Origin of the sequence: Xanthomonas sp. 3307, from assembly GCF_014199735.1 — a bacterium.
Classification (GTDB): Bacteria; Pseudomonadota; Gammaproteobacteria; order Xanthomonadales; family Xanthomonadaceae; genus Xanthomonas_A; species Xanthomonas_A rydalmerensis.
The window spans coordinates 767,325-789,558 of the sequence record NZ_JACHOG010000001.1 but is presented as its reverse complement, the minus strand read 5'-3'; the positions used below and the strand labels follow the sequence as shown (position 1 = coordinate 789,558).

18 protein-coding genes are annotated in these 22,234 nt (G+C 69.5%); 12 read left to right on the top strand and 6 right to left on the bottom strand.

The annotated features are described in order from the left end of the window. Positions 1–5: 5 nt before the first annotated feature. Positions 6–1,595: an alpha-L-arabinofuranosidase C-terminal domain-containing protein gene (locus GGR64_RS03315; RefSeq protein ID WP_260302693.1), complete on the bottom strand. Its 1,590-nt coding sequence runs from the start codon at positions 1,593–1,595 to the stop codon at positions 6–8. Between the two features lie 393 nt (positions 1,596–1,988). On the opposite strand from GGR64_RS03315, the gene GGR64_RS03310 reads away from it, so the two are divergent. Beyond that, positions 1,989–3,053: an aldose epimerase family protein gene (locus GGR64_RS03310; RefSeq protein WP_184643920.1), complete on the top strand. Its 1,065-nt coding sequence runs from the start codon at positions 1,989–1,991 to the stop codon at positions 3,051–3,053. A 117-nt stretch (positions 3,054–3,170) separates the two neighbouring features. Here GGR64_RS03310 and ccsA read toward each other — a convergent pair whose 3' ends face one another. After that, complete coding sequence (gene ccsA, locus GGR64_RS03305) at positions 3,171–3,965, bottom strand: cytochrome c biogenesis protein CcsA (protein WP_160962916.1); 795 nt, start codon at positions 3,963–3,965, stop codon at positions 3,171–3,173. A gap of 106 nt (positions 3,966–4,071) precedes the next feature. Here ccsA and ffh point away from each other — a divergent pair, with 106 nt between their 5' ends. The 8 genes from ffh to rplS all read left to right on the top strand — a co-directional run bounded on the left by ffh (position 4,072) and on the right by rplS (position 10,468). Further along, a complete protein-coding gene (gene ffh / locus GGR64_RS03300; RefSeq protein ID WP_184449060.1) occupies positions 4,072–5,451 on the top strand; it encodes a signal recognition particle protein in 1,380 nt (459 codons plus the stop codon). Positions 5,452–5,537: 86 nt separating this feature from the next. Beyond that, positions 5,538–5,993: an SRPBCC domain-containing protein gene (locus GGR64_RS03295; protein WP_184643918.1), complete on the top strand. Its 456-nt coding sequence runs from the start codon at positions 5,538–5,540 to the stop codon at positions 5,991–5,993. A gap of 220 nt (positions 5,994–6,213) precedes the next feature. After that, complete coding sequence (locus GGR64_RS03290; protein ID WP_184644287.1) at positions 6,214–7,278, top strand: nitronate monooxygenase; 1,065 nt, start codon at positions 6,214–6,216, stop codon at positions 7,276–7,278. Continuing rightward, entirely contained in the window at positions 7,275–8,075 is an 801-nt protein-coding gene (locus tag GGR64_RS03285; RefSeq protein WP_184643916.1) for an aminotransferase class IV family protein, read from the top strand. The genes GGR64_RS03290 and GGR64_RS03285 overlap by 4 nt, the downstream gene beginning before the upstream one ends. Before the next feature lie 171 nt (positions 8,076–8,246). Then, complete coding sequence (rpsP, locus tag GGR64_RS03280) at positions 8,247–8,507, top strand: 30S ribosomal protein S16 (protein ID WP_160964414.1); 261 nt, start codon at positions 8,247–8,249, stop codon at positions 8,505–8,507. Between the two features lie 43 nt (positions 8,508–8,550). After that, positions 8,551–9,063: a ribosome maturation factor RimM gene (gene rimM / locus GGR64_RS03275; protein ID WP_184643914.1), complete on the top strand. Its 513-nt coding sequence runs from the start codon at positions 8,551–8,553 to the stop codon at positions 9,061–9,063. 74 nt (positions 9,064–9,137) lie between these two features. Beyond that, on the top strand, positions 9,138–9,920 hold the full coding sequence (gene trmD / locus GGR64_RS03270; RefSeq protein WP_184643912.1) for a tRNA (guanosine(37)-N1)-methyltransferase TrmD: 783 nt from the start codon (positions 9,138–9,140) through the stop codon (positions 9,918–9,920). A 131-nt stretch (positions 9,921–10,051) separates the two neighbouring features. Further along, positions 10,052–10,468, top strand: a complete 417-nt coding sequence (gene rplS / locus GGR64_RS03265) for a 50S ribosomal protein L19 (RefSeq protein WP_010342237.1) — start codon at positions 10,052–10,054, stop codon at positions 10,466–10,468. Between the two features lie 303 nt (positions 10,469–10,771). Here rplS and GGR64_RS03260 read toward each other — a convergent pair whose 3' ends face one another. Next, positions 10,772–12,232 (bottom strand): MATE family efflux transporter, encoded by a 1,461-nt coding sequence (locus GGR64_RS03260; protein WP_167087358.1) that lies wholly within the window; start codon positions 12,230–12,232, stop codon positions 10,772–10,774. Positions 12,233–12,778: 546 nt separating this feature from the next. Between GGR64_RS03260 and GGR64_RS03255 the strand changes: the two genes are divergently transcribed. Then, on the top strand, positions 12,779–13,186 hold the full coding sequence (locus tag GGR64_RS03255; protein ID WP_043091529.1) for an RNA-binding S4 domain-containing protein: 408 nt from the start codon (positions 12,779–12,781) through the stop codon (positions 13,184–13,186). Positions 13,187–13,610: 424 nt separating this feature from the next. Here the strand turns inward: GGR64_RS03255 and katG are convergent, their stop codons facing one another. Next, the gene (gene katG, locus GGR64_RS03250) at positions 13,611–15,860 is read right to left on the bottom strand and encodes a catalase/peroxidase HPI (protein WP_184643910.1); all 2,250 of its coding nucleotides are present in this window, start codon (positions 15,858–15,860) and stop codon (positions 13,611–13,613) included. A 258-nt stretch (positions 15,861–16,118) separates the two neighbouring features. On the opposite strand from katG, the gene GGR64_RS03245 reads away from it, so the two are divergent. After that, positions 16,119–16,814, top strand: coding sequence for a YafY family protein (locus tag GGR64_RS03245; protein ID WP_167087363.1), 696 nt, complete (start codon positions 16,119–16,121; stop codon positions 16,812–16,814). A gap of 57 nt (positions 16,815–16,871) precedes the next feature. Beyond that, a complete protein-coding gene (locus tag GGR64_RS03240; protein ID WP_167087365.1) occupies positions 16,872–17,531 on the top strand; it encodes a glutathione S-transferase family protein in 660 nt (219 codons plus the stop codon). A 363-nt stretch (positions 17,532–17,894) separates the two neighbouring features. Here GGR64_RS03240 and mutS read toward each other — a convergent pair whose 3' ends face one another. After that, the gene (gene mutS, locus GGR64_RS03235) at positions 17,895–20,486 is read right to left on the bottom strand and encodes a DNA mismatch repair protein MutS (RefSeq protein ID WP_184643908.1); all 2,592 of its coding nucleotides are present in this window, start codon (positions 20,484–20,486) and stop codon (positions 17,895–17,897) included. A gap of 286 nt (positions 20,487–20,772) precedes the next feature. Beyond that, complete coding sequence (locus GGR64_RS03230; protein ID WP_221236042.1) at positions 20,773–22,188, bottom strand: diguanylate cyclase; 1,416 nt, start codon at positions 22,186–22,188, stop codon at positions 20,773–20,775. Positions 22,189–22,234: the final 46 nt, after the last annotated feature.

Sequence of the window (22,234 nt, the reverse complement as noted above, 5' to 3'; positions counted from 1 at the left end):
TGGGACTACTGCAGCTTCAGCATCACGATCGCCTTGGCCGGCAACGTCACCTGCAGCGTGCCGCTCTGCAGGCGCGCGCCCTGGAACGCGGCCGGGCGCACCGCCTGCGGCTGCGCGAAGGTGTTGAGCGCGTCGATGGTCGGCGCGGTCAGGATCTGCCCGCCCACGCCGCGCGCCTGCACGCCGTCGACCTGGACCGCGACGTCGGCGCTGCGGTTGGGGTCCAGATTGGTCAGCGCCACATACACGTGCCCGTCCTTGGCCCGGACCGCCGATCCGTGCACCGCCGGCACCGTATAGCCGGCATGCCGGTAGTCCGGCGTGCTGATCTGCAGCGGCAGCGCGGTCGCGTCCTGGTAGGGCTTGTACAGCATGAACACGTGATAGGTCGGCGTGAGCAGCATCTTGTCGCCGTCGGTGAGGATCATCGCCTGCAGCACGTTGACCATCTGCGCGATGTTGGCCATGCGCACGCGGTCGGCGTGCTGGACGAAGATGTCCAGGTTGAGCGAGGCCACCAGTGCGTCGCGCAAGGTGTTCTGCTGGCGCAGGAATCCCGGGTTCACGTCGGGCAGGCCCTTGTACCAGGTGCCCCATTCGTCGACCACCAGCGCGACCTTCTTGTCCGGGTCGTACTTGTCCATGATCGCGCTGTGCTTGGTGATCAGTTCGTCCATCAGCAGTGTGCGCGACAGCGTCTCGATCCAGGCCGCCTCGTCGAACGTGGTGGACGAGGCGCGCGGCGGCCAGCCGCCGGGGATGGTGTAGTAGTGCAGGCTGAGGCCGTCCATGAACTTGGCGGCCTCGCGCATCATCACCTCGGTCCAGTGGTAGTCGGCATCGCTGGGGCCGGGGGCGATCTTCATGATCTTCTGGTCGGCCGGCGCCTTGACGAAGGTCTGGTAACGGCGGAACACGTCGGCGGCGTACTCTGCGCGCATGTTGCCGCCGCAGCCCCACAGCTCGTTGCCGACGCCGAAGAACGGCACCTTCCACGGGTCCTGGCGGCCGTTGCGGCGGCGCTGCTCGGCCAGGGTCGAGCGCGTGGGCGCGGTCATGTACTCCACCCACTGCGCCATCTCGTCCGGTGCGGCATCGCCGACATTGCCGGCCACATAGGCCTGCGTGCCGAGCAGTTCGGTGAAGTCCATGAACTCGTGGGTGCCGAAGCTGTTGGGTTCCTCCACGCCGCCCCAGTGGGTGTTGACGCTGGTCGGACGCTGGTTGCGCGGACCGACGCCGTCGCGCCAGTGGTACTCGTCGGCGAAGCAGCCGCCGGGCCAGCGGATGTCGGGCACGTCCAGCGCTTTCAGTGCGGCGACCACGTCGTTGCGGTAGCCGCGGGTATTGGGGATCTTCGAGTCCGGGCCGACCCAGACGCCGCCGTAGATGCCGTTGCCCAGGTGTTCGGCGAACTGCCCGAACAGGTGGCGCGACACCGCGGCGCCAGGGCGGTCGGCATGCAGGGTGCCGCGCACCTCGACGTCGGCGGCCTGCGCCAGCGTGGCGGTCAGTGCCAGGCCGATCGTCGCGGCGATCAGCGGCAACCGCCGCCAACACACTGCACGCTGCTTCAGGAAACGGGGCGAACGCATCGGGAACTCCTTGTCGGGTAGGGCGGCGCCGTCGCCAGCGCTGCGTGTGAGTGACGGCCGGCGCGTCGCGTTGGCGTGGCGCCAAGGGGATGTCGCCTGCTGGGAGGCAAGCTCGACGCGATCGCGTCGGCGCCGCCTCGGTGCGCTGCCCCCGGTTACCGCTGTCTGTCCCCTGGCCCGAGCATAGAAGACACGCGCAGGGTGGACCAATGCGCAAATGCAACGCCGCTATACCGGAATTGCAATGCGCGTACGGCATCCCATCTTGTCCGCGCCCAGAACGTGCGCGGTATCGCACAGCGCAACGCCGATGCCCGTGCAGCGATGGCCGCGTCGCGCCATCGCTGGTTATGCTGCGGACCCCGCGCATGCGCGCACCGCCCAGGCTCCTGCATGTCCTCGCTCTTCGGTCATCTTCCCGACGGTACCGCCATCCAGTGTATGGTCCTGGACAGCGGCGACGGCCTGCGCGCCGAACTGCTGACCTACGGCGGCCTGTTGCGCAGCCTGCGCCTGCGTGGTGCGCACGGCGAGACCGAGCTGGTGCTGGGGCTGCCGACGCTGCAGGACTACCTGCAGGATCCGGCCTACCTGGGCGTGCTGGTCGGGCGCTTCGGCAACCGCATCGCCGGCTCGGCCTTCACCCTCGATGGCCGGCATTACGCGGTCACCGCCAACGAGGGCGCCAATCATCTGCATGGCGGCGCGCTGGGCTTCGGTCGCCGGGTGTGGACGGTGCTGGCGCAGACCGAGCGCATGCTGCAGTTGCGCTACGACTCGCCGGCCGGCGAGGAGGGCTACCCGGGCAACGTCTCGGTGGAGGCGACCTACCGCGTCGAAGGCCGCTGCCTGAGCGTGGAGTTCGTCGCCCAGACCGATGCGCCGACCCCGCTCAATCTCACCCATCATCCTTATTTCAACCTGGCCGGCGATGCCGCGGTGCCGGCCGCGGCGCAATGGCTCCGCGTGCCGGCCGATCGTTATCTGCCAGTCGGCGACGCGGCGCTGCTGCCGCGCGGCGAGGTCGCCACGGTGGCCGGTACGCCGTTCGATTTCCGCCACGCGCGCGCCATCGCCGACAAGGACATCGCCGCCGATCCGCAACTGTCGATCAGTGCCGGCTACGACCACTGCCTGGTGCTGGCCGACGGCCACGACTGCACCGCCATGCTGTATTCGCCGCACAGTGGCGTGGCCATGCGCATCGTCAGCCCGATGCCGGCCGTGCAACTCTATGAAGGCCAGGGCCTGGACCGCCAGCATCCGGCGCTGGGCCGCGGTATCTGCCTGGAGCCGCAGGGCTATCCGGACGCCCCGAACCAGCCTGGTTTCCCCGACAGCATCCTGCGTCCGGGCCAGGTCTATCGGCACCGCATCGCCTACCACTTCGCCGAGGTCGACCGCGGCGCCGACTGGACGGCGGTGGAGGCGGCGCTGGCGGGGCAGGGCGGCGGTTGATGCGGGGGACATCGTAGGAGCGGCTTTAGCCGCGACCAGGCGTTCCTGGGAATGCCCGGTCGCGGCTGAAGCCGCTCCTACAAAACATGCGCTGCGCCAGGCTGGGCGGACTGCGGGCTACTGCGCGTGCCCCAGCACCAGCTCGATCACGAACTTGCTGCCGAAGAACGACAGCAGCAGCAACACCATCGCCGCCAGGGTCCAGTGCACCGCCTTGACCCCGCGCCAGCCGTAGCGCCAGCGGCCGAACAGCAGCGCGCCGAACACGATCCACGACAGCACGCTGAGCACGGTCTTGTGCACCAGCCGCTGCGCCAGGAAATCCTGCACGAACAGCACGCCGGTCAACAGGGTCAGGGTCAGCAGGATGAAGCCGACCACGATGGTGCGGAACAGCAACGTCTCCAGCGCAGTCAGCGGCGGCAGCGCACGCAGCCAGGGATGGAAGTCGCGGCGCCGCAGTGCGCGCTCCTGCAGCCACAGCATCACCGCCAGAAGGGCGGCGATGCCCAGCGTGGCGTAGGCCAGCAGCGCCAGCCAGGCATGCAACTGCAGCCGCCAGTCCAGCACCGGCGCCGGCTCGTGGCCGTAGCCGTGGTAGGCCAGCAGCAGCGCCGCCGACAGCGGGAATACCACCACGCCCAGCGCGGCCATGCGCCCACTGGCGCCGACCAGCGCGGTCATCAGCGCCATGCCCAGGCTGACCAGCGACAGCGCGGCGAAGAAGTGCATGTCCGGGCCGCCGGCGGTGTGCAGGGCGACCTGCACGTGATAGCCCGCATGCAGGGCCACCGCCGGCAGCGCCGGCCACAGCCAGGCCCGGCTGCGGTCCACCCGGTCGCGCACCACCGCGGCGATCAGCAGGCCGCTGGCGGCCAGGTACAGCAGGGTGGCGAGGACGGTGATGAGCATCGGGTCAGTTTCGCATATCGCGCCGGCGGCCGTGACGGCGGCGCCGGGGGATCGCCGGCGCGCCCGGCTATAATCGACGGCCGTTTCCCGTCCGCGACCTGCCCGCATGTTCGAATCCCTCACCCAACGCCTCTCCGGCACCATGCAGCGCCTGCGCGGCCGCGGTCGCCTGACCGAGGAGAACATCCGCGAAGCCACCCGCGAAGTGCGCATCGCGCTGCTCGAGGCCGACGTCGCCCTGCCGGTGGTGCAGGCGCTGATCGAGCGCATCAAGGTGCGCGCGGTCGGCCAGGAAGTGCTCAAGAGCCTGACCCCTGGCCAGGCGCTGATCAAGGTCGTGCGCGACGAGCTGACCGCGGTGATGGGCTCGGCCGCCAGCGACCTCAACCTCAACGTGCCGGCGCCGGCGATCGTGCTGATGGCCGGCCTGCAGGGCGCGGGCAAGACCACCACGGTCGGCAAGCTGGCCAAGCACCTGAAGGAAAAGCGCAAGAAGAAGGTGATGGTGGTGTCGGCCGACGTCTACCGCCCGGCCGCGATCGAGCAGCTCAAGACCCTGGCCGAGCAGGTCGGGGTGCTGTTCTTCCCGTCCGAGGCCTCGCAGAAGCCGGTGGACATCGTCCGCGCCGCCATCGCCGACGCGCGCAAGTCCTTCGTCGACGTGCTGCTGGTGGATACCGCCGGCCGCCTGGCCATCGACGCGGCGATGATGGAGGAGATCAAGGCGCTGCACGCGGCGATCAACCCGGCCGAGACGCTGTTCGTGGTCGACGCGATGACCGGCCAGGACGCGGCCAATACCGCCAAGGCATTCAGCGAGGCGCTGCCGCTGACCGGCGTGGTGCTGACCAAGACCGACGGCGACGCCCGCGGCGGTGCGGCGCTGAGCGTGCGCTACATCACCGGCAAGCCGATCAAGTTCATCGGCGTCGGCGAGAAGCCCGACGGCCTGGATGTGTTCCACCCCGACCGCCTGGCCAGCCGCATCCTCGACATGGGCGACGTGCTGTCGCTGGTCGAGCAGGTCGAGCACCAGGTCGACAAGGACAAGGCGCAGAAGCTGGCCGAGAAGGTCGCCAAGGGCAAGAAGTTCGACCTCAACGACATGCGCGACCAGCTCGAGCAGATGCAGAACATGGGCGGCCTGTCCGGACTGATGGACAAGCTGCCGGGCATGGGCCAGATCCCCGAGCACCTCAAGCAGCAGGTCGCCGGCAACAAGGACGTGCCGCGGATGATCGCCATCATCGGCTCGATGACCAAGAAGGAGCGGCGCAACCCGGGCCTGCTCAACGGCTCGCGCCGCGCGCGCATCGCCCGCGGCTCCGGCACCCAGCCGGCCGACGTCAACAAGCTGATGAAGCAGTATCAGCAGATGGAAAAGATGATGAGCAAGATGGCCGGCGGCGGCATGAAGGGCCTGATGCGCGGCATGAAGGGCATGATGGGCGGCATGGGAGGCCGCGGCGGGTTGCCGTTCCGCTGAATCTGGCCACGCGCGGTTTTCCTTCTTGATCGTGCGGTCGCCGTCCGTTCTTTTTTGCAGTGTCAGTTCGATCGCATGGGAAGGGTATGAACCGGCAGATCAAGCACCGTACGCTCGTCTTCGAACGCTCATGTAGGGCTGGTAGCGCGCGCGTCTTCGGCGCTTTTTCCGACGCCACGCAGCGCGCGATCTGGAGCACTCCGTCCGAGAGCGCGGCATTCATATACGAAGCGGCCGATTTTCGTGAAGGCGGACGGGATGTTTTCCGATGCGGGGACAAGGACGATCCGCAATACACTGGCGTCGTCACTTATGTTTCCATCGTGCCGGACTCCCGGATCGTATGGAGCGAAATCGTGGAATCCGGTGGCCAGCCCCTGGCAGCGCTTCTGATTACGGTATTGCTTGAAGAGCAAGTCGATGGGGCAAGGATTCGTATGACGGTTCAGGCGATATCCTTCTGCGGCGATGCGATGATCGAAGGAATCGAAGCCGGTAACAATGCGGCGCTCGACAATCTGGTTGCGTTCGTCGCCCAGTGATTTTCCGCTTGGATCGGCTGCAGATGCATGCTGCGTGGCGCTGCGGCGAATGGTCGCTAAAGCGCTGACCGCAAGCTAAGGGATTGGATTTTCGCGTTGTTAGAAGGTGCGCCTTGCGAAGACCGCTGCCGCTGCCCGTGAGTGCAGCCCTGTCCGCTGCACGGTGGCCTGGATGCGGCGCGGCTACCATGGCGGTTCCCGGATTCGCGGAGAACTCATGATGCAGCGCTTGGCACGTGTGGAGTCCTTCCGGCAGCGCTTCGGCCTGCGCCTGCCGATCCTGCTCAGCCCGATGGCCGGTGCCTGCCCGGTGCCGCTGTCGGCCGCGGTCGCCGCGGCCGGGGGCATGGGCGCGATGGGCGCGGTGCTGTCCGCGCCGCAGGACATCGTGACGTGGATGGATGCATTCCGCGCCGCTGGCGGCGGGCCGGCGCAGATCAATCTGTGGGTGCCGGATCCGCCGCCCGCGCGCGATGCCGCCGCCGAGGCCGAGGTGCGTGCTTTTCTCGGCGCCTGGGGGCCGCCGGTCGAGGCGGCCGCCGGCGATGCGGCGCCGGCCGATTTCGACGCCCAGTTCGAGGCCCTGCTGGCGGCGCGGCCGGCGGTGGCCTCGTCGATCATGGGCCTGTTCCGGCCGGACCAGGTGCAGCGCCTGCAGCAGGCCGGAATCGCCTGGTTCGCCTGCGCCACGACCCTGGACGAGGCGCTGGCCGCGCAGGCCGCCGGCGCCGATGCGGTGATCGCGCAGGGCGCCGAGGCTGGCGGCCATCGCGGTGCGTTCGAGGCCGGCAGCGCCGAGCGGCAGGCGACCGGGCTGTTCGCCCTGCTGCCGCGGCTGGTCGATCATCTGCAGATCCCGGTGATCGCCGCAGGCGGCATCGGCGACGGGCGCGGCATCGCCGCCGCGCTGGCCCTGGGTGCGAGTGCGGTACAGATCGGCACCGCCTTGCTGCGCAGCCCCGAGGCAGCACTGGCGCCGGCCTGGGCGGCCGCGCTGGCCCAGGCCGAACCCGAGCAGACCGCGCTGACCCGCGCCTTCTCGGGCCGCCTCGGCCGGGCGCTGGTCACCGACTACGTGCGCGCGGCCGCCGCGCCGGAGGCGCCGCCGCCGCGGCCGTACCCGGTGCAGCGCGGGCTGACCGCGCCGATGCGCCAGGCCGCGCAGCGCGACGACCACCTGGCGACGATGCAGGCCTGGGCGGGGCAGTCGGCATGGATGGCGCCGGCCGCGCCTGCCGCGGACCTGCTGGCACGCTGGTGGGCGCAGGCGCAGGACCTGCCGTGAGCGCGCAGGTCTTCCACCACGGGCAGCCTGCGGGCGCAGAACTGCTGGCCGCGGTCGCGCTGGTGAACTACGGGCATTTCAGCACCATGCAGGTCCGCGACGGCGCCGTGCGCGGGTTCGATCTGCATCTGCAGCGGCTGCAGCAGGCCAACGCGGCGCTGTTCGGCAGCGACTTGCCGGCTGCGCGCGTGCGCGACGCGCTGCGTGCGGCGCTGGTCACGTTCGGCAGTGGCGACGCCTCGCTGCGCGTCACCGTGTTCGCGCCGGGTTTCTCGCTGCGCCGGGCCGATGCCGACTGCGCGGTGGAACTGCTCGTGTCGCTGGCGGCGCCTGCGCAGGCCGATCTGGCGCCGCTGCGCCTGCGCAGCGTCGTGTTCGCGCGCGAGGCGCCGCAGTTCAAGCATGTCGGCACCTTCGGCGCATTCCACCAGCGCCGCCTGGCGCTGCAGGCCGGCAGCGACGATGCGTTGTTCGTCGACGCGCAGGGGCAGGTCGCCGAGGGGCCGACCTGGAACCTGGGGATCTGGGATGGGGCGTGCCTATACTGGCCGCAGGCGCCGGCGCTGCGCGGCACCCAGGAGCGGCTGCTGCAGGCCGGGCTGGCCGCGCTGGGTGTGGCGCAGGCGGTGCGGCCGCTGTCGCTCCATGAATTCGGGGCGGACGTGGCCGCCTTCACCTGCAATGCCCGGGGGCAGCAGGCGGTGGCGGCGGTGGACGGGCACGCGCTGCGCCCGGCCGAGGATCTGCTGGCATTGCTCGAGGACGCGCTGCGCACCCAGCCCTGGCAGGCGATCTGAGCGCCCTAGGGGACATCTCGCCACCATTGGTGCCGCTTCTAGCGAATCCCCAATCCCTAATCCCTAATCCCTGCCGCTTCAGCGGCAACGACTTGGCAGCGCCGGGGGCGGCCGCTATAATCGTCGGTTCACCGCGCCATCCTGGCGACTGGGCAACACCGGAAACTCACCATGGTCAAGATCCGCCTTACCCGTGGCGGCGCCAAGAAGCGCCCCTTCTACCACATCATCGTGTCCGACGTGCGCAGCGCGCGCGACGGCCGCAACATCGAGCGCCTGGGTTACTACAACCCGGTTGCCCAGGGCGCCGAGCCGCGCGTGGTGCTGGACCTGGCCCGCGTCGACCATTGGGTGTCCAATGGCGCGCAGCTGACCGACAAGGTGCGCAACCTGTACAAGGAAGCCACCAAGGCCCAGGCCGTCGCGGCCTGATCCTGCGGGCCGCGCCCCGCGCGCGGCCCTTGCGTTTGCTCCGATGAAAGACAGCCAGCGCCGCATCCTGCTTGGTCGGGTCCTGGGCGCGTTCGGCATTCGTGGCGAGGCGAAGCTCGAGTCCTGGACCGAGCCGCGCCTCGCCATTTTCCGTTATCAGCCCTGGATCGTGCGCAAGCCCGACGGCAGCGAAGGCAGCCTCAACGGCGTGCGCGGCCGCGAGTCCGGCAAGTCCCTGATCGCCACACTGCCCGAGGTCACCGACCGTGACGCGGTCGAGGCCCTGCGCGGGACCGAGATCTACGTGGCGCGCAGCAGCCTGCCGCCGCCGCGCCCGGACGAGTACTACTGGGTGGACCTGGAAGGCCTGGACGTGCGCACCGTCGACGGCGTGGCGCTGGGTCAGGTATCGCACCTGTTTTCCACCGGTGCCAATGACGTGATGGTGGTGCGTGGCGACCGCGAACGGCTGGTGCCGTTCGTGCAGCCGGACTACGTCAAGTCGGTGGATTTCGAGGCCAACCTGGTCGTGGTCGACTGGGACCCCGAGTTCTGAGCGATGCCGGCGCGCACGCCGGCCCCGCTGTCGCTTTGCCGAATCCCCAATCCCGACTCCCCAATCCCCGCCCCATGCGCATCGACGTCATCAGCCTGTTCCCCGAGTTCGTCGCCCAGTGCGCCGGGTTCGGCGTGGTCGGGCGCGCGCAGGAGCGCGCGCTGCTGGACCTGCATGGTTGGAACCCGCGCGACTACGCCACGGGCGGCTACCGCAAGGTCGACGACCGCCCGTTCGGCGGCGGCCCGGGCATGGTGATGATGATCGAGCCACTGCAGGCCTGCCTGCGGGCGGTGCGCGACGCCGATCCGCAGCCGGCGCCGCTGATCTACCTGAGCCCGCAGGGGCAGCCGCTGACCCAGGCTAAGGCCCGGCAACTGGCCGCGCTGCCGCGGCTGCTGCTGCTGTGCGGGCGCTACGAGGGCGTGGACGAGCGCTTCGTCGCCGCCGCGGTGGACGAGGAAATCTCCATCGGCGACTACGTGCTGTCCGGCGGCGAACTGGCCGCGGCGGTGCTGGTGGATGCGGTGACCCGGCTGCAGGAGGGCGCGCTGAACGACGCCGAATCCGCGGCCCAGGACAGTTTCGAAGGCCCGGACGGTCTGCTCGACTGCCCGCATTACACGCACCCGCGCGAGCACGCCCTGGGCGAGGTGCCGGCGGTGCTGCGTTCCGGCAACCACGCCGCGATCGCCCGCTGGCGGCGCATGCAGGCGCTGGGACGCACCTGGCTGCGGCGCCCTGAGCTGCTGGACGAGGCGGCGCTGAGCGTGGCCGACCGGCGGCTGCTGCAGGAATTTCGCCAGGAACGGGAAGCGGCCGCGGCCGCCGAACAGGAAAATCCACCCAGGCCCTAGCCATGGCCGCCGGGCTGGGTTAAAATGCCCGGCTTTCCGGCCAGTGCGTTCCGTGCTTGGCCCATCCGATATCGTGCAATCGCCGTGCGGCGACTGCCGGACCACCTCACCAGACACAAGCGGTGCCCACCATGAGCAAGCTCAACAAGACCATCCTGGCCGACTTCGAAGCCGCCCAGATCCAGCGCAAGCTGCCGGAGTTCAACCAGGGCGACACCGTCGTCGTCAACGTCAAGGTGAAGGAAGGCAACCGCGAGCGCGTGCAGGCCTACGAAGGCGTGGTGATCGGCACCAAGAACGCCGGCCTGAACTCCTCGTTCACCGTGCGCAAGATCTCGCACGGCTACGGCGTCGAGCGCGTGTTCCAGACCCACAGCGCCACCATCGACTCGGTCGAAGTGAAGCGCCGCGGTAAGGTCCGCGCCGGCAAGCTGTACTACCTGCGTGGCCTGGAAGGCAAGGCTGCCCGCATCAAGGAAGATCTGGCCGCCGCTGCGCAGGCCAAGGTCGCGCGCCAGGCCGCTGCTGCTGCCGCCAAGGCCGAGTAATCTCCCGGCGACCTTTGGTCGCGCTGCCGCAACGGCCGCCTTCGGGCGGCCGTTTGCGTTTGTGGAATGGGCTGGGTGTGCGCCGTGGCCTGCGGTGCGATGATTCGCGACGCTGTTGTTTAACCGACGCACGCGCGGGACGCCCTCGTAGGAGCGGCTTCAGCCGCGACCGGGCATTCCCAGAATCGCTCGCCGCCGAGCGCCTGCCTGCGTCTCGATGATGGTCGGCGGGCTGGTCGCGGCTGAAGCCGCTCCTACAAGTGGCGGAGGATTCGGCCGCAAGGCATTGCCGCCGCCAGGCACTCAGCGCGCCGGGTCCTGGGCGACCGCCACGTCGGCGACCGGTGCCGGCGGCTGCGCCGGCACTTCCGCCGGATGCGCCACCGTCTCCGGCGGCGAGGGCGCCAGCATGCGCGCCTTGCGCCAGTTGCCCCAGCGGTAATACGCCAGCGACAGCAGCATCGCGCAGGTGGCGCTGGTCGGGAAACTCCACCACACCGCATCCACGCCCAGTTGCGGCTGCAGCAACTGCGCGAACGGCACGCGGATGCCCCACAGCGACAGCGCCAGGATCAGCAACGGCGGGATCACCGCGCCGGTGGCGCGGACCACGCCGGAAATCACGAAAGTGACGCCGAAGAACAGGAACGACCACACCGCGATGTGGTTGAGATGGCGCGCGATCTCCAGCGCTGCGCTGTGCGGCGGCAGGAACAGCGCCAGGGTCCAGCGATCGAACAGGATCAGCGGCGCGATCAGCGCGCCGGTCAGCAGGAAGTTGAACAGCACGCCCTTGCGCGCGGTCGCCGCGACCCGGTCCCAACGCTGCGCGCCGACGTTCTGCGCGGCCATCGACGAGCAGGCCGCGCCGATCGCCATCGCCGGCATCTGCAGGTAGGCCCACAGCTGCAGCGCCGCGCCGTAGGCCGCGGAGGTGGCGGTGCCGTAGCCGTTGACCAGCGCGATCATCACGATCATCGCCAGCGAGATCAGCACCATCTGCAGGCCCATCGGCACGCCCTTGACGATCAGCGCACGCAGGATCGGCAGGTCGAGCCGGAACAGCCGCGCGTCGCGGCGGCCCAGCCACAGCACGTGGCGCTTGTGGCGCAGGTACAGCAGCAAGCCGGTCAGCGCCACCGCCTGCGCGATCAGCGTGGCCCAGGCCGCACCGGCGATGCCCAGCTTGGGGAACGGCCCCAGCCCGAACAGCAGCAGCGGATTGAAACCGATGTCCAGCACCACCGACAGCAGCAGGAAGCGAAACGGTGTGCGCGAATCGCCGGTGCCGCGTAGCGCCGCCGACAGGAACGCGAACGTGTACAGCAGCGGCATCGCCAGGAAGATCACCCGCAGGTAGGCCTCGGCCAGCGGCAGCGACGCCGCCGGCGTGCCCATCGCCGCCAGCAGGTGCCGCGCCAGCCACCAGCCGCTGGCGGCGATCAGCACCGAGATGCCGATGAAGAAGGTGGCGCTGGTGCCCATCACCCGCCGCGCCTGGGCCACGTCGCTGCGGCCCATCGCCTGGCCGATCAGGATGGTGGAGGCCATGCCGATGCCGAACACCGAGCCGATCAGGAAGAACATGATGCTGTTGGCGTTGGCCGCGGCGGTGAGCGCGGCTTCGCCGAGATAGCGGCCGATCCACACGGCATTGACTGAGCCGTTGAGCGATTGCGCGATGTTGCCGGCCATGATCGGCAGCGAGAACAGCAGCAACTGGCGGCCGATCGGGCCTTCGGTGAGCACGGCGGGCTTGGGCATCGCGGGTCGGGATCGAGCGTGAGCCGGCCACACTAGCACCGACGGATGGCGGTGGGGCGATGGACGGGTTGGGCGCCGTGGTCTGGAGCGTTCGCGTGATAGTCGTGCATGGTGCGGGCCTGCGCTGCCCCGTGGCGTGCGCCCTGTGCCGTCGCGTGCGGCGGTCAGTCCTATCCGAGTCGTGCGGTCGTGTGCTTCCGGCGAGGATGGGCGCGCGTTCGGCACAGATCGCGTCATGCGCGCCTTGGCGCGGGCGTGGATCGAGGCGTGTGCCGGCGGCCCGTGACGAACGACCTGGGCAAGCCGCGCCCGGGCGCGTCCGCATCGTGGCCGGTTGCTACCCATCGCCCCATTCTTCCCTGCCAACCCATTCATCCTGGAGGGGTGGGTCCTGACGGGCGCCGTGCTTGTATTGAAGCGACGGCATCGCCATCTGTGCGGGGAGACATGCGCGCCGGCCCATGTCTCCGGCAGGCGCGGTGTTCCGTTCCGGCATTGCCTCTGGCTGCCTGCAACCTCCAACGCAAGTGGATGTCGAGCAACGCAATGAATGAATCTGTCGTGCAAGCTGCCGCGGTGCGCCTGGATGTCTGGCTGTGGGCCGCGCGCTTCTTCAAGACCCGCAGCCTTGCCAAGCAGGCGGTGGAAACCGGCAAGGTGGACGTGGCCGGGCAGAGGCCGAAATCTTCGCGCGCGGTGCGCGTGGGCGAGCAGGTGCGCGTGCAGCGCGGCGACGAGGTGTTCGAGATCCAGGTGCTGGGGCTGAGCGATACGCGCGGCCCGGCCAGCGTGGCGCAGACGCTGTACCAGGAGAGCGAGGCCTCGCGCGAACGCCGTGCGCAGTTGCGCGCGCAACGCAGTGCCGAGCGCAATGGCTACCAGGCGCCGGAGGGCAAGCCGGACAAGCGTGCGCGGCGGCTGATTCGCGCGCTGGGGGATCTGGACGCGCTGTAGCCGAGCGCGGTGCGTCGTCGCGCGATTGGCAGGACGGCGCGGTATCGATCGCGGCCAGCGGACGGGCTGTGGACCTGCAGGCCGCTCGCGTCGATGGATGCGGCCACGCGTTCGGTGCTGCAGTCGCGGCTGACGCTGCTCCTAGGGCGGTCGGCGTGTCCTGTGCGAGCGACTTCAGTGGCGACGACCGAACACGGGAGATTGCCTGGCCCGTCCAGCAGTCGGGACCGAAGTCCCGGCCACACCGAGCGGTTGCGCTTGGCCTGGTCGGCTTGGCTGTCGGAGCGGCTTCAGCCGCGTCGCGCTGAGACGTCGCGCGACCATCCTGCCGTCTCTGCCACACGTTCGGCGCATGGCGGTTGCCATCCACACGCACGACAACGCCCCGGCGAGCGGGGCGTTGTCGTGGCGTGCGCTACGGTCTTCAGGCGGCCAGGTCGAAGCGGTCCAGCTGCATCACCTTCGTCCAGGCGGCCACGAAGTCGCGCACGAACTTTTTCTGCGCGTCGGCACTGGCGTAGACCTCGGCCACTGCGCGCAGCACCGAGTTGGAACCGAACACCAGATCGGCGCGGGTGCCGGTCCACTTCACGGCGCCGTTCTTGCGGTCGCGGCCTTCGTAGACGTCCTTCATCTCCGAGGTCGCCTTCCACTCGGTGTCCATGTCCAGCAGGTTGGCGAAGAAGTCGTTGCTGAGCACGCCCGGGCGATCGGTGAACACGCCATGCGCGGACTGACCACTGGTGGCGCCGAGCACGCGCAGGCCGCCGACCAGCACGGTCATCTCCGGCGCGGTCAGGGTCAGCAACTGCGCCTTGTCAATCAGCAGCGCTTCGGCCGACAGCGCGTAACGGCGCTTGGCATAGTTGCGGAAGCCGTCGGCGATCGGTTCCAGCACCGCGAACGATTCCACGTCGGTCTGTTCCTGCGAGGCATCCATGCGACCCGGCACGAACGGTACCTCGACGGTCTGCCCGGCCAGCTTGGCCGCCTGTTCCACCGCGGCGGCGCCGCCGAGCACGATCAGGTCGGCCAGCGAGATCTTCTTGCCGCCGCTCTGCGCGCCGTTGAACTGCGCCTGGATGCGCTCCAGCGTGGTCAGTACCTGTGCCAGTTGCGCCGGCTGGTTGACCTCCCAATCCTTCTGCGGGGCCAGGCGGATACGCGCGCCATTGGCGCCGCCGCGCATGTCCGAACCGCGGAAGGTGGACGCCGACGCCCAGGCGGTGGACACCAGTTGCGCCACGCTCAGCCCGGAATCGAGCAGGGTCTTCTTGAGCGCGGCGACGTCCTGCGCGTCGACCAGCGGATGGTCCACGGCCGGGATCGGATCCTGCCACAGCAGTTCTTCGGCCGGCACGTCCGGGCCGAGGTAGCGCGCGCGCGGGCCCATGTCGCGATGGGTCAGCTTGAACCAGGCGCGGGCGAAGGCGTCGGCGAACTGCTGCGGGTTCTCCAGGAAGCGGCGCGAGATCTTCTCGTAGGCCGGGTCGAAGCGCAGCGCCAGGTCGGTGGTGAGCATGGTCGGCAGGTGCTTCTTCGACGGATCGTGCGCGTCCGGAATCACCGCTTCGGCGTTCTTGGCCACCCACTGGTGCGCGCCGGCCGGGCTCTTGCTCAGTTCCCACTCGAACTTGAACAGGTGCTCGAAGAATTCGTTGGTCCATTGCGCCGGCTTGGTGGTCCAGGTGACTTCCAGGCCGCTGGTGATGGTGTCGCCGCCCTTGCCGCTGCCGAAGCTGTTGGACCAGCCCAGGCCCTGACTTTCCAGGTCGGCCGCTTCCGGCTCGGCACCGACGTGGTCGGCCGGGCCGGCGCCGTGGGTCTTGCCGAAGGTGTGGCCGCCGGCGATCAGCGCCACGGTCTCTTCGTCGTTCATGGCCATGCGGCCGAAGGTGTCGCGAATGTCCTTGGCTGCCAGCAGCGGGTCGGGATTGCCGTCGGGACCTTCCGGATTGACGTAGATCAGGCCCATCTGCACTGCGGCCAGCGGGTTCTCCAGGTCGCGGGTGTGGCGCACTTCGCTGTCGTCGTCCTTCACCAGCACGCCGTGCGCTTCGTCCACGCCCGGCGAGCCGTGCGCATAGCGGTCGTCGCCGCCCAGCCACTTGGTCTCGCGGCCCCAGTACACGTCCTGATCCGGCTCCCAGGTGTCGGCGCGGCCGCCGGCGAAGCCGAAGGTCTTGAAGCCCATCGATTCCAGCGCGACGTTGCCGGTGAGGATCAGCAGGTCGGCCCAGGAGATGGCCTGGCCGTACTTCTGCTTGATTGGCCACAGCAGGCGCCGCGCCTTGTCCAGGCTGACGTTGTCCGGCCAGCTGTTGAGCGGGGCGAAGCGCTGCTGCCCGCGGCCGCCGCCGCCGCGGCCGTCGCCGGTGCGGTAGGTGCCGGCGCTATGCCAGGCCATGCGCACGAACAGCGGGCCGTAGTGGCCGAAATCGGCCGGCCACCAGTCCTGCGAGTCGGTCATCAGCGCGTGCAGGTCGCGCTTGAGCGCTTCCAGATCGAGTTGCTGGAACGCCTTGGCGTAATCGAACTGCGGGTCCAGCGGGTTGGAGCGGGCCGAATGCTGGTTGAGCAGGTCCACGCGCAACTGCTTGGGCCACCAGTCGCGATTGCTGGTGCCGCTGCCGCTGGCAGCCTGGTGGAACGGGCATTTCGATTCGCTGGTCATGGGAGGCTGCCTTGGCTCTTGGTGGACGAGATGGGGTGGCTCGGCGCCGCGATCATACGGCGGCGATACGGTGAAACTGGAGACACGATAGGCGTAAGCGGCGATATATAGAATTCGAATTCTTCTAATCAATCGATAGTTATTGACTATCGTTCCATTCGATGGCGATGCGTGGTCGCGGAAATATCGGGTGTGTAGCACTGGGCCCGACCAGTGCGCGCCATGCCGGCCGCCGGCTGCGCTCGCTATCCTGTCGCCATGACCCAACGCGCCACCCGTCTGTTGCGCCTGCTCGACGCCCTGCGCGGGCGCCGCCGGCCCGTGGCCGGGGCGCAGCTCGCCGCCGACCTGGGGGTGAGCCTGCGCACGCTGTACCGCGACATCGCCAGCCTGCGCGGGCAGGGCGCCGACATCCTCGGCGACCCGGGCGTGGGCTACGTGCTGCGCCCGGGCTTCCTGCTGCCGGAGCTGAACTTCAGCGAGGACGAGCTGGAGGCGTTGACCCTGGGCGCGCGCTGGGTGGCGAGCCAGGCCGATCCGGAACTGGCGCAGGCGGCGCAGCGCGCCATCACCCGGATCGGGGCGTCATTGCCGGCGCCGTTGCGGCTGGCGCTGGAGACCAGCGGGTTGCTGGTGCCCGCGGCCCCGCCCGCGCAGCCGGCGGCGCCGTGGCTGCCGGTCCTGCGCCGCGGCATCCGCCTGGAGCACGTGCTGCACATGGACTACGCCGATGCCGGCGGCGTCGCCTCGCAACGGCGCATCTGGCCGTTCGCGATGGCCTTCCTGGGCGGCTTCGGCATGATTGCGGCGTGGTGCGAACTGCGCGGCGACTTCCGTCATTTCCGCGCCGACCGGGTGCTGGCGCTGCACGACGACGGCGAACGCTACCCGACGCGGCGGCATCTGCTGATCCGGCGCTGGCGCGCCGCCACCGGACACGGCGTCGGCTCCTGACAGCAGGTGTCAGCAGGGCGCGCGCAGACTGCGTGGCGTCCACCACGGAGTCCGACCATGTCCCACGATCTTGTGCTCTACACCCACCCCATGTCGCGCGGTCGCATCGCGCGCTGGATGCTCGAAGAAACCGGCCTGGCGTACCGCGCGCAGATCCTCGACTACGGCACCGGCATGAAGTCGCCCGACTATCTGGCGATCAACCCGATGGGCAAGGTGCCGGCGCTGGTCCACGGCACCACCACCGTCACCGAGAACGCGGCGATCTGCGCCTACCTGGCCGACCTGGTGCCGGAGCGGCAACTGGCGCCGCCGCTGGGATCGCCGGCGCGGGGCGAGTACTACCGCTGGCTGTTCCTGCTGGCCGGGCCGGCCGAGGCGTTTCTCACCGCCAGGCAGCACGGCACCCTGGCGCCGGCGCACAGTGCGGGCTACGGCCATGGCGAGGATCTGCTGGACATGCTGGAGCAGGGCGTCGCCGGTCGCGAGCACCTGGCCGGCGACCGCTTCAGTGCGGCCGACCTGTATGCCGCCGCGTTCCTCGGCTTCTACACGCGCATCGGCGTGCTGCAGGCGCGGCCGGCGTTCGTCGCCTTCGTGCAGCGGCACATGGCACGGCCGGCGGCGCAGCGTGCTGCGGCCATCGACGATGCGTTGGTGGCCGCGCATCCGAACCCGTTCATGCGGCGCCCGAGCGCTGTGCCGGCGACCGCCTAGCGGAAGGTGGACCACCGCGGTTGGGGGTGCCGTGCGGCAACCCCTCTCCCGGTGGGAGAGGGGCTCGGCGCTTTCCTTCTCCCTCCGGGAGAAGGTGCCCCGCAGGGGCGGATGAGGGTGCGGGGCGCAGCCTCGCATTGCCAGATCAGTGCAGGCGCTGCGCGCCCCGTACCCTCACCCCAACCCCTCTCCCGATGGGAGAGGGGCTCGGCGCTTCCCTTCTCCCTCCGGGAGAAGGTGCCCCGCAGGGGCGGATGAGGGTGCGGGCACAGCCTCGCATTGCCAGATCAGTGCAGGCGCTGCGCGCCCCGTACCCTCACCCCAACCCCTCTCCCGATGGGAGAGGGGCTAATCGCACGCCGCCTACAGCAGCGACTTGAGCCGGTACAGCGCTTCCAGCGCCTGCTTGGGCGTGAGTTCGTCCGGATCCAGCGCGGCCAGCGCTTCCTGTGCCGCGGAGGGCGTGGCCGCGAACAGGCCGAACTGCTGCGGCGCGTCCAGGGCCTGCGGCGCCATCTGCGAGGCATGGCTCTCGCCGCCGCGTTGCTCCAGCTCCGCCAGGCGCCGCCGCGCCTGCGCCACCGTGGTCTTGGGCAGGCCGGCCAGCGCCGCGACCTGCAGGCCGAAGCTGCGGTTGGCCGGACCGTCCTTGACCGCGTGCATGAACACCAGGCGGTCGCCGTGCTCGACCGCGTCCAGGTGCACGTTGGCGATGCCGCTGGGGCCGCCTTCGACCGATTCGTCGGCCAATGCGGTCAGCTCGAAATAGTGCGTGGCGAACAGCGTGTAGCAGCGGTTGTGGTGGGCGAGATGGCGCGCCACCGCATCGGCCAGGGCCAGGCCGTCGTAGGTGGAAGTGCCGCGGCCGATCTCGTCCATCAGCACCAGCGACTGCGCGGTGGCGTGGTGCAGGATGTAGCTGGTCTCGGCCATTTCGACCATGAAGGTGGACTGGCCGCGGGCCAGGTCGTCGCCGGCGCCGATGCGGGTGAGGATGCGGTCGATCGGGCCGATCACCGCGCGCCGCGCCGGCACATAGCTGCCGATGTGCGCGAGCAGCACGATCAACGCGTTCTGGCGCATGTAGGTCGATTTACCGCCCATGTTCGGGCCGGTGATCACCAGCATGCGTCGGTCGGGGTGCAGATCCAGATCGTTCGGTTCGAACGGTTGCTCGCGCACCGCTTCCACCACCGGGTGGCGGCCGCGTTCGATGCGCAGGCAGGCACCGCTGTCCAGCTCCGGCTGGGTCCAGTCCAGCGCCTGCGCGCGTTCGGCGAAGCCGGCCAGCACGTCCAGTTCGCTGAGCGCGGCGGCGGCACGCTTGAGCGGCTCCAGGCGCTCGCCCAGCGTGTCGAGCAGGCCTTCGTAGAGCAGCTTCTCGCGCGACAGCGCACGCTCGCGCGCCGACAGCACCTTGTCCTCGAAGTTCTTCAGTTCCTCGGTGATGTAGCGCTCGGCGTTGGTCAGGGTCTGGCGCCGGCTGTAGTGCACCGGCGCCTTGTCGGCCTGGCCCTTGCTGATCTCGATGTAGTAGCCGTGCACGCGGTTGTAGCCGACCTTCAGCGTGGCGATGCCGCTGCTGGCGCGCTCGCGCGCTTCCAGATCGATCAGGAACTGGTCGGCGTTGGTGCTGAGCCGGCGCAGTTCGTCCAGCTCGGCGTCGTAGTCGGCGGCGATGACGCCGCCGTCGCTGAGCTTGAGCGGCGGCTGTTCGGCGATCGCCGACGCCAGCAGGTGCGCGATCTCGTCGTGCTGGCCCAGCGCCGCCGCCAGTGCCGCCAGCCGCGGCGAATCCAGCGGCGCCAGGATCGCGCGCACCTTCGGCAGCAGGCCCAGGCCGTCGCGCAGGGTGGAGAAGTCGCGCGGACGCGCCGAGCGCAGGGCGACGCGGGTGAGGATGCGCTCGACGTCGCCGAGCGCGCGGAACGCCTCGCGCAGGTCGGCATCGGCGCCGCGGTCGATCAACGTGCCGACCGCGTGGTGACGCTGCACCAGCACCTCGCGCAGGCGCAGCGGACGGTGCAGCCAGCGCCGCAGCAGGCGCCCGCCCATCGGCGTGACCGTGCTGTCGAGCACGCCGAGCAGGGTGTTGCGGGTGTCGCCGTCGACGCGCGTGTCCAATTCAAGATGACGGCGCGTGGCCGCGTTCATCGCGATCGCCTCGCTGGCGGTCTCCATCGCGATCGCGGTCAGGTGCGGCAGGCGTTGCTTCTGGGTTTCCTCCACGTAGCCGAGCAGGGCGCCAGCGGCGGCGGTGGCGCGCGGCTTGTCGTCGATGCCGAAGCCGCTCAGATCGTGCAGCTGGAAGAACGCCAGCAACTGGCGGCGGCCGCTGTCGGCGTCGAACAGCCAAGGCGGACGGCGGCGCACGCCGCGGCGCTCGCGCAGGAATTCCGGCCATTGGTCCTCGTCGGGCACCAGCAGCTCGGCCGGCTCCAGTCGCGCCAGTTCGGCTTCCAGCGCGTCCTCGCTGTCCACCTCGTTGACCAGGAACCGGCCGCCGGCCAGGTCGGCCCAGGCCAGGCCGTAGCCCTGCTTGGTGCGCGCGATGGCCATCAGCAAGGTATCGCGGCGCTCGTCCAGCAAGGCCTCGTCGGTCACCGTGCCCGGGGTGACGATGCGCACCACCTTGCGCTCGACCAGGCCCTTGGCCAGCGCCGGATCGCCGATCTGCTCGCAGATCGCCACCGACTCGCCCAGCGCCACCAGCCGCGCCAGATAGCCCTCGTAGGCATGCACCGGCACCCCGGCCATCGGAATCGGCGCGCCGCCGGAACTGCCGCGCTGGGTCAGGGTGATGTCCAGCAGCCGCGCGGCCTTGCGCGCGTCGTCGTAGAACAGTTCGTAGAAATCGCCCATGCGGAAAAACAGCAGCAGGTCCGGGTACTCGGACTTGGCGGCGAAGAACTGCTTCATGAGCGGGGTGTGTTCGGGGACTTTCTCGGAGGTCATGGCGCCTTCGTGCGGACGTGCGGGGCGGCGGGCGCATGGCGCGCGCCGCCGGTGCGACAGGGCATGGGGCGGCGGGCCGCCCGTGGGGGAGGCAAGTTTAGTGGATTGGGGTTGCGGCTGGTCGGGTGGGTCGCGAGGCCGGAGCGCCGGCGCCGTGCGATCGGGGCGCCGTGGGCATGGGCGATGGAGCCGTCGCGCCGATTGGCGGCCCATGTGAGCCGCTGCATGCGCGGCGACCGCGCGTAGAGCAGGACGGGCGACGGGTCGTGCCGTGCGTGCTGCCGGTTCAGCCGCCGAGAGCAGGCACCTGCTGCATGCGCAGCAAGCGGGCGCGGTCCTTGCCCTCGCGCTTGGCCTGGTACAGCTGTGCATCGGCGGCGGAGAACGCGTGTTCGAAGGCGGCGCGCTCGAAGCGCTCGATGTGGACACCGCCGAGGCTGATGGTCACTTGCGGGAGGCCGCTGCTGCGCTCGTCCGGCTGGCTGCGGACATCGGCGACCAGGCGGTCGCAGGCGACGAGGAAGTCGTCCATCGAGATGTCGGGTAGCGCGATCAGGAACTCCTCGCCGCCCCAGCGCGCCGCGATGCCGGTGGCGTGCGCGCTGCGTTGCAGGACCGCCGATACCATCAGCAGGATGCGATCGCCGACGGCATGGCCGTAGGTGTCGTTGATCTTCTTGAAATCGTCGATATCCAGGACCGCGAGTCCGAGCCTGCTCCCCGGCGGCAGTCGATCGATGGCCTTGACCATGAAGGCGCGGTTGTACAGGCGGGTCAGGCGATCGGTCTCGGCCTGGTAGGTGGTCTTCACCAGCAGGCGGTGCTTCTGACCCAGCAGTTCCGCCATGAACACCACCAGGATCGCCACGATGGCGAATTCGATCCGGTGCGCGAAAATCTCCTGGTAGAAGTTGGCGCTCTTCTGGTAGTTGTTGGTGACCACGTAGAAGTGCACGCGCGACAGCGTCGGCAGGGTCATGCACAGTCCGGTCACCAGCACGGTGCCCTTGAAGTCGAACCGTGCCAGTGCGACGAGGGCAGGAATGGCGGCGATCGAGGTGATCGTCAGCCAGGGGCTGAAGGTCAGCATGAGTTGCGCCAGCACCAGCGCGGCGATCAGCAGGACCGCGGGGCGGTCGCGGCGCCGCCGTTCGGCGCTCCAGTTGCTTCGCACGCCGCCATGGAAGATCAGGGTGACCACCAGGCAGGTGAGGAACTGTTCGCTGATCCAGTCGATGACGACGAAACCGGTCGTGCCGAGCGGAACCAGGCGGTTGAGAAGCAGCCCGACGCACGCTCCCGAGGCAAGGACCGACAGAAGCACCGGCGCGATCAGCAGGGCGGTGCGACGGTAGGGCGCGAACCAGTGCCGGTACCGCACCACGAGCCGCATCGCAATACCGTAGGAGGCGACATGCAGCGTATCGAACAGACATGCCCAGAATTGCTGCTGCGGCGTCATCGGCTGCGGCACCAGCAGCGAGGTCGCATAATGGCCGGCAAAGAACAGCAGCAAGAATGCGCCATGCCGCAGGGGAGCCCCGCGGCGGTCGCGGCTGCGCCAATGCAGCGCGAGCAGCGCGCCCAGGGCATTGCCGGGCCAGAAGAAGATCAGGCCAACTGCGCTCTGTTCCAGCAGCGCGAGATAGTTGATCAGCGCGCAGGCGAAAAAATAGAAGAGATACCGGCCCAGCATGCCCATCGTTCCGTCCGGGGTTGAGCGTACCGCGGCCATGCCGGCGACCCGT

What these genes read in the sequence shown, in the direction of transcription:
- GGR64_RS03315 (WP_260302693.1), bottom strand. Translation starts at nt 1,595, where the DNA reads ATGCGTTCGCCCCGTTTCCTGAAGCAGCGTGCAGTGTGTTGGCGGCGG.
- GGR64_RS03310 (WP_184643920.1), top strand. Translation starts at nt 1,989, where the DNA reads ATGTCCTCGCTCTTCGGTCATCTTCCCGACGGTACCGCCATCCAGTGT.
- ccsA (WP_160962916.1), bottom strand. Translation starts at nt 3,965, where the DNA reads ATGCTCATCACCGTCCTCGCCACCCTGCTGTACCTGGCCGCCAGCGGC.
- ffh (WP_184449060.1), top strand. Translation starts at nt 4,072, where the DNA reads ATGTTCGAATCCCTCACCCAACGCCTCTCCGGCACCATGCAGCGCCTG.
- GGR64_RS03295 (WP_184643918.1), top strand. Translation starts at nt 5,538, where the DNA reads ATGAACCGGCAGATCAAGCACCGTACGCTCGTCTTCGAACGCTCATGT.
- GGR64_RS03290 (WP_184644287.1), top strand. Translation starts at nt 6,214, where the DNA reads ATGCAGCGCTTGGCACGTGTGGAGTCCTTCCGGCAGCGCTTCGGCCTG.
- rpsP (WP_160964414.1), top strand. Translation starts at nt 8,247, where the DNA reads ATGGTCAAGATCCGCCTTACCCGTGGCGGCGCCAAGAAGCGCCCCTTC.
- rimM (WP_184643914.1), top strand. Translation starts at nt 8,551, where the DNA reads ATGAAAGACAGCCAGCGCCGCATCCTGCTTGGTCGGGTCCTGGGCGCG.
- trmD (WP_184643912.1), top strand. Translation starts at nt 9,138, where the DNA reads ATGCGCATCGACGTCATCAGCCTGTTCCCCGAGTTCGTCGCCCAGTGC.
- rplS (WP_010342237.1), top strand. Translation starts at nt 10,052, where the DNA reads ATGAGCAAGCTCAACAAGACCATCCTGGCCGACTTCGAAGCCGCCCAG.
- GGR64_RS03260 (WP_167087358.1), bottom strand. Translation starts at nt 12,232, where the DNA reads ATGCCCAAGCCCGCCGTGCTCACCGAAGGCCCGATCGGCCGCCAGTTG.
- GGR64_RS03255 (WP_043091529.1), top strand. Translation starts at nt 12,779, where the DNA reads ATGAATGAATCTGTCGTGCAAGCTGCCGCGGTGCGCCTGGATGTCTGG.
- katG (WP_184643910.1), bottom strand. Translation starts at nt 15,860, where the DNA reads ATGACCAGCGAATCGAAATGCCCGTTCCACCAGGCTGCCAGCGGCAGC.
- GGR64_RS03245 (WP_167087363.1), top strand. Translation starts at nt 16,119, where the DNA reads ATGACCCAACGCGCCACCCGTCTGTTGCGCCTGCTCGACGCCCTGCGC.
- GGR64_RS03240 (WP_167087365.1), top strand. Translation starts at nt 16,872, where the DNA reads ATGTCCCACGATCTTGTGCTCTACACCCACCCCATGTCGCGCGGTCGC.
- mutS (WP_184643908.1), bottom strand. Translation starts at nt 20,486, where the DNA reads ATGACCTCCGAGAAAGTCCCCGAACACACCCCGCTCATGAAGCAGTTC.
- GGR64_RS03230 (WP_221236042.1), bottom strand. Translation starts at nt 22,188, where the DNA reads ATGGGCATGCTGGGCCGGTATCTCTTCTATTTTTTCGCCTGCGCGCTG.